This window comes from Nostoc sp. NOS(2021) (assembly GCF_017115025.1).
GTDB lineage: Bacteria > Cyanobacteriota > Cyanobacteriia > Cyanobacteriales > Nostocaceae > Nostoc.
Genome location: NZ_JABXKM010000123.1, coordinates 1 through 9,406 on the forward strand (window position 1 = coordinate 1; position 9,406 = coordinate 9,406).

General features: G+C 42.5%; 6 protein-coding genes. 1 reads left to right on the top strand and 5 read right to left on the bottom strand.

Annotation, left to right across the window (positions count from 1 at the left end):
• Positions 1 to 137 precede the first annotated feature (137 nt).
• Positions 138 to 1,145 (bottom strand): septal junction protein FraD, encoded by a 1,008-nt coding sequence (gene fraD / locus HWQ41_RS15890; protein WP_292764474.1) that lies wholly within the window; start codon positions 1,143 to 1,145, stop codon positions 138 to 140.
• Positions 1,146 to 1,209: 64 nt separating this feature from the next.
• A complete protein-coding gene (gene fraC / locus HWQ41_RS15895; RefSeq protein ID WP_292764477.1) occupies positions 1,210 to 1,749 on the bottom strand; it encodes a filament integrity protein FraC in 540 nt (179 codons plus the stop codon).
• A 237-nt stretch (positions 1,750 to 1,986) separates the two neighbouring features.
• Here fraC and HWQ41_RS15900 point away from each other — a divergent pair, with 237 nt between their 5' ends.
• Entirely contained in the window at positions 1,987 to 3,123 is a 1,137-nt protein-coding gene (locus HWQ41_RS15900) for a cob(I)yrinic acid a,c-diamide adenosyltransferase (protein WP_292764480.1), read from the top strand.
• A 396-nt stretch (positions 3,124 to 3,519) separates the two neighbouring features.
• Here HWQ41_RS15900 and HWQ41_RS15905 read toward each other — a convergent pair whose 3' ends face one another.
• The 3 genes from HWQ41_RS15905 to HWQ41_RS15915 all read right to left on the bottom strand — a co-directional run bounded on the left by HWQ41_RS15905 (position 3,520) and on the right by HWQ41_RS15915 (position 8,871).
• Entirely contained in the window at positions 3,520 to 4,665 is a 1,146-nt protein-coding gene (locus HWQ41_RS15905) for a SpoIID/LytB domain-containing protein (RefSeq protein WP_292764489.1), read from the bottom strand.
• Positions 4,666 to 5,046: 381 nt separating this feature from the next.
• Complete coding sequence (locus HWQ41_RS15910; RefSeq protein WP_292764483.1) at positions 5,047 to 7,260, bottom strand: exopolysaccharide transport family protein; 2,214 nt, start codon at positions 7,258 to 7,260, stop codon at positions 5,047 to 5,049.
• 651 nt (positions 7,261 to 7,911) lie between these two features.
• Complete coding sequence (locus tag HWQ41_RS15915) at positions 7,912 to 8,871, bottom strand: ribonuclease Z (RefSeq protein ID WP_292764486.1); 960 nt, start codon at positions 8,869 to 8,871, stop codon at positions 7,912 to 7,914.
• Between the last annotated feature and the right edge of the window lie 535 nt (positions 8,872 to 9,406).

Here is a 9,406-nt window from a genome sequence, read left to right on the forward strand (position 1 = left end):
TTGGGCATTGGGCATTGGGCATTGGGCATTGGGCATTGGGCATTGGGCATTGGGAGGAGACAGCAAGGGAGAGACTTCTTCAATAATTCTTCCTTGTCCCCTTGTCCCCTTGTCTCTTTTACCCCATTCCCCACTCCTCACTGCTGCGGAGGCGGTGAGCCAGGAATAAATTTACTGGCGATATCGCATTCAATTTCTGCAACTGTAATCTTATTCCCTGAATTGCTGGTTGCTGCAACTGGTTCAATCCGACAAGATTTTTTCAAGTAATAGCCCCGTGAGTTAGAACTCGGTCCTATCCAAATACTTAATAAATCTAATATATATCCAGACTTAGTATTAGCTACACGCGGTTCAACGCGCCATAGTTCCTTCTCTTCATATTTCCCCAGGTTCTTTTGAATTACTCCCCTACCCAGAGTTCCTACCCGCTGTTTCGCATCTAGCAACCATTTCTCTACTTCCGACCAAGGTGTTTGGGCTATTTCTTCTACTACTATTGGTTGAAGTTTCTCTAGAATTACAACGCCATTTGTGGGGATTTTTACTGGTTCTTCTGTTCTGACAACAAAGGTACTACGTTTAAAAGTATCTGCCTGCAAACTGGGATATTGTTGTAACCAATTATCCATCACAAAGTAAAACTGAATCCAGCAACTTAGCAGCATACTACTAGCAACTAAAATTATGATTCTTTGGCGGTCTTGTGGCTTAGGAATTCGAGCTTTAGCGTCGGTGTCATTTCCTTCAATAAATTCTGGTATTGCCGTAATTAGTGCTGAAATTGTCGGCCAAAAAACGATTGTTCTTGGTGTAATTACGTCCTGTTGATTTCCAAATGCAAAAACACTCACTAAAAATCCAGTGATTACTGCCCCGACTGGCATAAAAGTACCAGGAACCCTCAAAGGATCTTCAGTTGTATACCAAGCTGTGCCGGCAATTAAAAATAACCAACCAAAAAATGCAATAATATCTTTGATATAGCCTATAGCAAAATATGAAAGTACCCAAGAAAAAACACTCAGATAAATAAATGTCTGCCAAGAATAAGCTTTGGGTGGAACTAATACCTTTCTAATTCCTGCATAAAGCCCTTCAGTAAATTTAAAAACCCCAAATACATCTTTAAGTAGTGTATTCATATTCCTCTCTCCACCTGGTTAATCAATCACTATTTTCCCTCGGAATTAGACAAGTAAATTCTTGTTATTTTGAGCGAAACAATAAAATAATTGTGATCATACTATAACTCAGAGAATTCGCTATTAATGTAGTAGTAACTAAATTGCCACTTTGTAATCTAAGATTGCTAAAACTACGCCATCGCCGCCGTTGAGATGTTTGAGGTTCCTCTTCTTTTTTAGCAACTGGTTCATTTAATGATAGTAGTAATACCCTTAAAAGGAAAAATTTCATCAAAAAAGTAGCAAAGAAAATTATAAACGCAGTTAAGATGATTAAAGTTTGTGTCTCCGGGGATTTAAAATTATTAAAAAACATATAGTTAATTAATTCTGATTTAACCTGTATCGGCAACAGTGGTTCTGATACAAAAAATATGAACCAACCAATTACACTAGAAAACAGATTGATAGAAATAGCATAAAAAGTGCTGGATTTTTTGTCAAATTTTAGTCGATAGTGCAAAACATATGCTTCGATGGAGATGGCAATCAGTACAAATAAAAAGTCAAACAGAATTCCACCAATGGGAAAAATCCTGGGAAGCATCCAATTTTCAGGCATAAATGGTCAAGGCTAAGGGTTAACTGTAGTGAGTATAACTGGGATAGTGAGGGTGATGGGGGAAATTATCCCAAAGTTCAAGTCCTTGACTATGCTGGTGTGCCAGTATTTTTCTATTGAAATTGTTAATACATCAAGCTGACCCTTGTACGGACGCGCTAGAGGGGCAGTTTCTAAGATGAGAGTACAAGACGTTAGGTAAGATTAAAGACTGCCATAGTTATAGCTTTTCGAGAGATGACAAGGAACGGTATTGGTATTCGCACAGCGCAAGTGCGTCAGGAACGGCTCATTGGTCAAATTCACGTCTACGATGGCGTGGGTAAAGGTAAGTCCCAAGCGGCTTTGGGGGTGGTTTTGCGCTCCATTGGCTTGGGGATAAATACGCCTAGCAATTCTAACCGTGTTTTACTGCTGCGGTTTTTAAAAGGGCCGGAACGTGATTATGACGAAGATGGCGCGATCGCAGCTTTGCAGCGCGGTTTTCCCCATTTAATTGACCAGGTTCGCACTGGGAGAGCCGAATTTTTTGGCCCAGAAGAAATTACCACCTTTGACCGAGATGAAGCGGAGCGGGGTTGGGATGTGGCCAAAGGTGCGATCGCCAGTGGTTTATATTCAGTTGTCGTCTTGGATGAAATTAACCCTGTTCTGGATCTAGGTTTGCTACCAGTGGATGAAGTGGTACGGACATTAAAATCCAAACCCCAACAGTTGGAAATCATTGCCACCGGACGGGCCGCGCCGCAAAAGTTGCTCGATATTGCAGATTTGCACTCAGAAATGAAACCTCATCACCATCCAACAGCCAAAGCCCTCTTACTTGAAGGTATTGAAATTTATACTGGTGCTGGTAAAGGCAAGTCTACTAGTGCTTTGGGCAAAGCCTTACAGGCAATTGGTAGGGGAATCAATCATCCAGGGTCTACCCGTGTGTTGATTATGCAGTGGCTTAAAGGTGGTAGTGGCTACACAGAAGACGCAGCGATCGCCGCCTTGCAGCAGTCATATCCAGAAGTGGTGGATCATCAGCGCTGCGGTCGAGATGCGATCGTCTGGCGGAATTCCCGGCAAGAATTAGACTACGTAGAAGCTGAACGGGGTTGGGAAATCGCTAAAGTTGCGATCGCCTCTGGGCTGTATAAAACTATTATTCTCGATGAACTCAATCCCACCGTTGACTTAGAACTACTCCCCGTTGAACCCATTGTCCAAGCTTTACTCCGCAAACCCCGCGACACCGAAATCATTATCACTGGCCGCTGCCAAAATCCACCAGCGTACTTCGACCTAGCTAGCGTCCACTCAGAGGTTTATTGCCACAAACACTATGCTAATCAAGGTGTAGAACTTAAACGAGGGGTAGATTTTTAAATTGGGTATGGGGCATGAAATCATCCATTTTCCCCCTAGCACTGATATGCTCGTGCAGATGATCGAGCAATTGCACATCACTAGCAGTGATGTAAGACTTATTCACGTGCTTGAATGTCTTAATATCGAGTGCGTCTATCCCATTGTAAACCGCCTCTTTCAACAGATACACAAATGCGATCGCTTTGTAGGGCAGGCATTACGCCTGCCTTTTAGTTTTGGGTGTTATAACAAGTACGATACTGCTCGCCGATAAATGCAAATGAAAACCAATGACTCCATGATCTGCGCTCACAAGGAGCAATGAAAATTTCTTTTCCCTACTCCCTACTCCCCATTCCCTATTTTCAAAGCAGGTTTATAAATTTGGACTTTTGAATTAAGTACAGGAGTGGACTACTTCGCCTGAATTGGTGTTAGGGCTACACCTTGATAATAATGTCCCAAAATTTGCAGGTGGTTCACTCCTTGCCGAGCCAGATTGTACGCCCCCCACTGACTCATGCCTAAAGCATGACCGAAGCCAAGTCCTTGCAGTACAAAACTACCATCGGCTCCCTTGGTGACGGTAAAGCGGGTACTTTTTAACTTCAGGGCTGTCCGCACTTCCTCGCCCTGTAGCACCTTCGTACCCCTGTTACCGACAATTTTCAAGACTTTAACACTGCGGAAAGGTGAGTATATCTCTGGAATCATATCCTTGACATTGCCCACCTCAGGAAATTTAGCGCTAATTTCAGTAGGTGAGAAGGTTTTCACCCAATTACACTCGCTGATATTTTGATCGTAGTCTTGAACAGCACGTAAGTAAGGCTCGTTGCTTCCCCAAACGTCTTCCACGTTTTCGGTGTGTCCCCCAGAACAAGCATGGAAGACTGAGAGAATAATCCGGTTTTTGTAAGTTAGTACCTGCCCTACTGTGGAATCCACTGCGGCGTAAGTAGCAGGAGCTTCACTGATTACACCTTTGTAAATTTGCCAACGATCCGGGGTATTGCCTAAATCGTAAACGGGATTATTCCGTTGTTTTTCTCGTTCGTAGAGGGCATAGGTGCGGGCTGCGATCGCTTGGGCTTTTAAAGCTTCTTGGGGCCAGCTAGCATCCATTTCGCCACCAAGAACGCTGTAGAGATATTCTTGGTCATCAACCCAATTAACAGCGGTTAAGCCTTTTTCTGTGGGGACAACCAGAGTTCTACCCCGATACCAGCGATCGCCAATATAAACGAATCCTTTACCAGTTGGCTCAATCCAAAATAAACCAGACTGCCATTTATCTAAAGCAACTCCACCAGGAACGGCTTGGGCATAATATGCACTCATCGCTGGCAACTGTCCGAGAGTCCGGCCGGTACTATCCTTGACGATCCCAGTGGTGGAACTACCCACTTTTACCTGATTAACGCCCCTCTCAATTGCCACGCGCAGGATTACAGACGCTTGGGCTGGGGCAACCAAAGCTACCCACAAAAGGATACTTACCCACCAATGACGTACTTTAATCTGGGAAAATAAAGAGCCTAAGTAAAGTTGGAATTTCATGTTGATCATCTAATCACACTAGTATCTAATTGACGCTCTGGATTATGGCGTCTACTACTTTAAGATGAGACACTTCTCCAACGTAGGAGGTTGCCACCTCCTACTAATTATGCATTTTGCTTTAGCTATAAGGTAGAAATCAGTTAATCTTGACACTCACTCTTGGCAAAAGTGTCTACCCCTGGTATGTGCGATCGCGCTTACCAGAGGTAGACACTTGTGCTTCATCCGACAAATATCAGCGTGGCTGCATTTGAAAACCGCCCAAAAGAGGACACGGGGACACGGAGAGTTTCAAGAGCCTCGCTGATCTCCCACTTTCTGCGTCCTGCTTTCACCGCGTCGCCATATCTCCCACTCTTTGCGTCTTCTTCGGTCTACCTACGATGCCAATACCTTTTGAGAATTGCTCACTTCATTAGCAATAATTCCAATTAAATTCAACTTACTCAAAATTTCTGTTGCTTGAGTCAGTTCAGTTCCGGTCACTTTCCCCATGCGCTCTACCATCACAATACCATTGCAAAAAGATGCCACAATCCTGGCATCAACCGTACCTAAAATAGGTGGAGCATCTATCAGTACTAGGTCATAAGTTTGCTCAAACAACTCTATTAGTTCTTTCATCCGTTGAGAACTGAGCAACTTCACTGTGTCTTCTGGTTGCGGTCCAGCAGTCAAAATATCAATGGAGGGGTGAATGGGCTGGATGTAATTTTGAAAATGAGTAGTTGTCTCATCAACTAATAACAGAGATAGTCCCCAGTCATTTGATAGTTCCAGGATTTTGTGCAGGCTAGGATTATGTAGGTTAGCATCAATAACTAATACCCGTCGATGCATCCGGGTAGCGCTAGCCACAAGCCCTAATACTAAGGTTGTCTTCCCTTCCCCTGGTAGTGCTGAAGTAAACATCAGCGACTTGAAGGGGAAAGGATATTTTAATATTTGAATATTTTGGTAGATCATGTCCAGGGTTTCATGAACGGGCAATCTAGTACTGGCTTCTATTACAGAGGAATCTGAGCTTCGCCGCCTATTCCAAGGCAGGCCCAGCCGCCGCTTTTTCACACCACGCGACGGTAGTTTTGGTACTGACCCCAGTACACGTAGGTTCGTCAGTTTCTTTAAATCTCCCGCACAATAAATAGCGTCATTAAACTTTTCCAAAATCAGGGCTGCTAAGATACCTAAAATCGGCCCAATTATCGCTCCTCCAAGCAAAAGGAATAATCTGTTGTTTCCCATATAATTACCCAGAGAAGGTTCTGCCAAAACTTGCCAGTTATATCCTTCCTGAGCAATTTTCAGTCCTAAGGACTGTTGCGCCTGGAGCAATTGTTCAAGGGTTTTGCGACTAGTTTCTACCTTTGGCAGTAGACGGTTGTACTCTGCTATTAAGCTTGGGTATTTGTTTAGCTCAGAGCGGAGTCGCTGTTCTGACTCGGCTAGATTCTTTTCATTGGCAGTTAGTCCTAAAACAGTTGTCTGCACTAGAATAAACTCGTCTACTAGCGTTGGATCAACCCCTACCATTTGCCCTTTTAATAGGGGTTCTCCATTACTGCTAGTAGTAATGGCTTTCACCTCTTGTCGTAATAGCGACAGTTGACTTTGGCGTTGCTGCTTTAGTTTTTGTACCGATGGGTAATCCTCTGTATAGCGCAGCCGCTCCTTAGCCAACGCTAGTTCAGTCTTTTGAATTTCACTCAATAGTGCTTGGTAGCGGCTTGACTGATTTAAACGAGAAGAAATTAATGCATTCTGCTGGGACGAAGACGCTATTTGTTGCTCTAGGTTATCGTAGCGAGCGTTTACATCTTGAAGGTTGGCACGAGTGGTTTGTAGCTGTTGTTGAATATCGGCTAGAGATTCTAGCAGGATTTTACTTTGGACTTCGGGATCGAGTAATTTATGTTTCTTGCGAAACTGTTCCAAATTTTTATCAGCTTTACTCACCTCTTTTTTTATCTCAGGTAGGCGAGCGTTTACAAAAGCCAGTCCCTGATTCAGACGCTCTTTTTGTTGCTGTTTATTGTAGTTTTGATAGACTTTCTGTAGAGATTGAAGTACTCTTTGCGCTTTAACTGGATCGTCATCATTGAAAGAAACTTCAAATACTTGATTAAAAACTTTATTAGCTCCTATGCCTCCCTCTTCTGGATTCACTTCCAGAGGTGCTTTTTTGCTCTGTTCTTTTTGACCATTGATATCTTCTAAGGTAATATCAGGATAATCAGAATGAAGTAAATCTACGGCTTTCTGGAGCAGCTTAGAACTCAGCATGAGTTTCATCTGAGTAGTGTAATCAATAACTTGAGAATTGGAATCACTAATCTGAGTATCTGCCCCTACGGGGATATTATTTGACTGTGCCCCTTCAGATAAATTGGAACTCACCAATATCTGCATATTGCTCTGGTAAGTAGGTTTGGCAATGACAGCCAAGAGGCTAGCAACTGACATAACTACACAGGAAACCCCCAAGATTAAAAAGCGTCGGCGAAGCAAAATAGTAGATAGTTGTCTGATGTCAACTGCACCTTGTGCTGAAGTAGTAACTTGTTGCTCTTGATTCAGACTAGTCTTAGCCACTATCAAACTCCTCTAATATCGAAACACTATATTTATTTGGAAGATTTATGAGAAACACGAAATGATTTTTTTACACCTAATAGCTGCAACAACATACTTAATTATTCTTCCAACGATGACAAGCTCACTTGGCACAATATTATGCCAACTAGTGCTTTCATGTTGATCAATTCATGCATATAAATTCTTAATCAGTGTTGGAAGAATAAATTTTCAATAAATATTTTATTCAAGGAAGAAAAATCTTGACGAAAAATTAATTATTTTTCCTAAGTATTTAAGTAAAAAATTCTCTGATTCACAACATTACTATATATTAAAGTTATTTTGATAACTTGTAATCTAAAAAACAGATTGAGAAAAATATTTCAACCATATTATTTGTATATTATTGATACACCTAGTTAACCGTAAATTATTGGTTAACTAGTTGACTTACTCGGAAAACTAAACTGCTGTCTATTTGCTGGACGTTATCAATTGGACTACTAAACTCCAACATAGAGCCTGGTTAATTTTAGACTTTAGATTAGAAGGGTTCAATATGGAAATCTAAAATCTGTCTTGGAAATTTCTGAGACGCTCGTGGACTCGCTTTGCGTGACGCTAAGGAAAGAAACCTCCGCTCAGACTTTCTGTAAAATCCAAAATTTAAACACCTACCTTGGTTAACTCTACTTCCCGTCGTCTAGGTACTTCATGAATCATGAAATCATAAGCAATATCAGTACGGGGAAAAATAGCACGGGCTTCCTTGAGGAGATCCTTCAACTCCAAGGTATTTCCAGGAGCATAGCGGGGACTAAAATGACTCATAATCAGCCGATGTGCCCCAGCCGCTAAAGCTGTTTGCGCTGCCATTGTAGTTGTGGAATGTAATCGCTGAAAAGCCATATCTGCATCTTGATGGGCGTAGGTTGCTTCGTGAATTAATACATCTGCATCATGAGCTAATTCCACTGCACCATCACAATAAATTGTGTCTGTACAATAGGCAATCTTTCGCCCAATTTCTGTAGGGCCGCATAATTGGGTGCCATCAATCACCCGTCCATCGGCAAGGGTAACAGTTTCACCGCGCTTGAGTTGACCGTAAATCTGACCAGGAGGAATTTGCAACGCCTTGGCTTTTTCCACATCAAAGCGTCCTGATCGGTCTTTTTCGGCTACGCGGTAGCCGAAAGCTGTAATGCGGTGATGCAAATTACCGCAGCTAACGGTGAAGTCATCGTCTTCATAAATTACCCCTGGACGGATGGCGTGAACTTTGATCGGGTAAGAAAAGTGTGTGTAAGAGTAACGTGAGGCGGCTTGTATGTAATCATTTAATCCAGGTGGGCCATATATATCAATTCGTTCTACATTGCCAGCCAAGCCGCAAGTAGCAAGAAGTCCCATCAAGCCAAAGATGTGGTCGCCGTGCATATGAGTGATAAAAATTCGGGAGAGTTGACTGATTTTCAGTTCACTCCGTATAATTTGATGCTGAGTACCTTCGCCACAGTCGAATAACCACAGTTCTGCCCTTTGGGGTAATCTCAGGGCGACACTGGAAACATTGCGCGATCGTGTGGGTACACCGGAACTCGTCCCTAAGAATGTTATCTGCACAGCGTTCTTTAGTCTTCCTATTGCTCAATTTGCAGCTCTATTTTCTATAGTGACACGGTTCATGAACAAAATACTTTTGAGAGGAAGTCGCCTTGTTGAACCCAACACCCAACAAGGAGCCGAGACCCTTATTTTTCTTAGATATTTTTAGACGGGCGCGTTTTTTTGTGAATTTTTTGCCAATTGTCAATCAATCTTAGCGATCGCTAGGTACTGCCCAGTTTCTCATGCTTCATATCTAGCAAGCTTTTTGCCTTTTTCTAACCGTCGAATTCACGTCAATACAGTACAAACGTTTCCTTATCTATGGTGCAACTGAACTTAGAACAGCCACGTAGTGTTTGGGTATGACTTGTGCCAGTTCAGAGTGCCGAATGTGGGGTAAAAATAACTTAAGTGACAGAAACTGGCACAGTCAAAACTTGACGATTCTCAGCAATAACAAAAGCCTCCTCAAATGATCATGAGGAGGCTTTTGTAGAATTATGATCCCTGGCATCGAGCTATTTTTGCGTAGGGCTACCCCTAAACTATC

What these genes read in the sequence shown, in the direction of transcription:
- fraD (WP_292764474.1), bottom strand. Translation starts at nt 1,145, where the DNA reads ATGAATACACTACTTAAAGATGTATTTGGGGTTTTTAAATTTACTGAA.
- fraC (WP_292764477.1), bottom strand. Translation starts at nt 1,749, where the DNA reads ATGCCTGAAAATTGGATGCTTCCCAGGATTTTTCCCATTGGTGGAATT.
- HWQ41_RS15900 (WP_292764480.1), top strand. Translation starts at nt 1,987, where the DNA reads ATGACAAGGAACGGTATTGGTATTCGCACAGCGCAAGTGCGTCAGGAA.
- HWQ41_RS15905 (WP_292764489.1), bottom strand. Translation starts at nt 4,665, where the DNA reads ATGAAATTCCAACTTTACTTAGGCTCTTTATTTTCCCAGATTAAAGTA.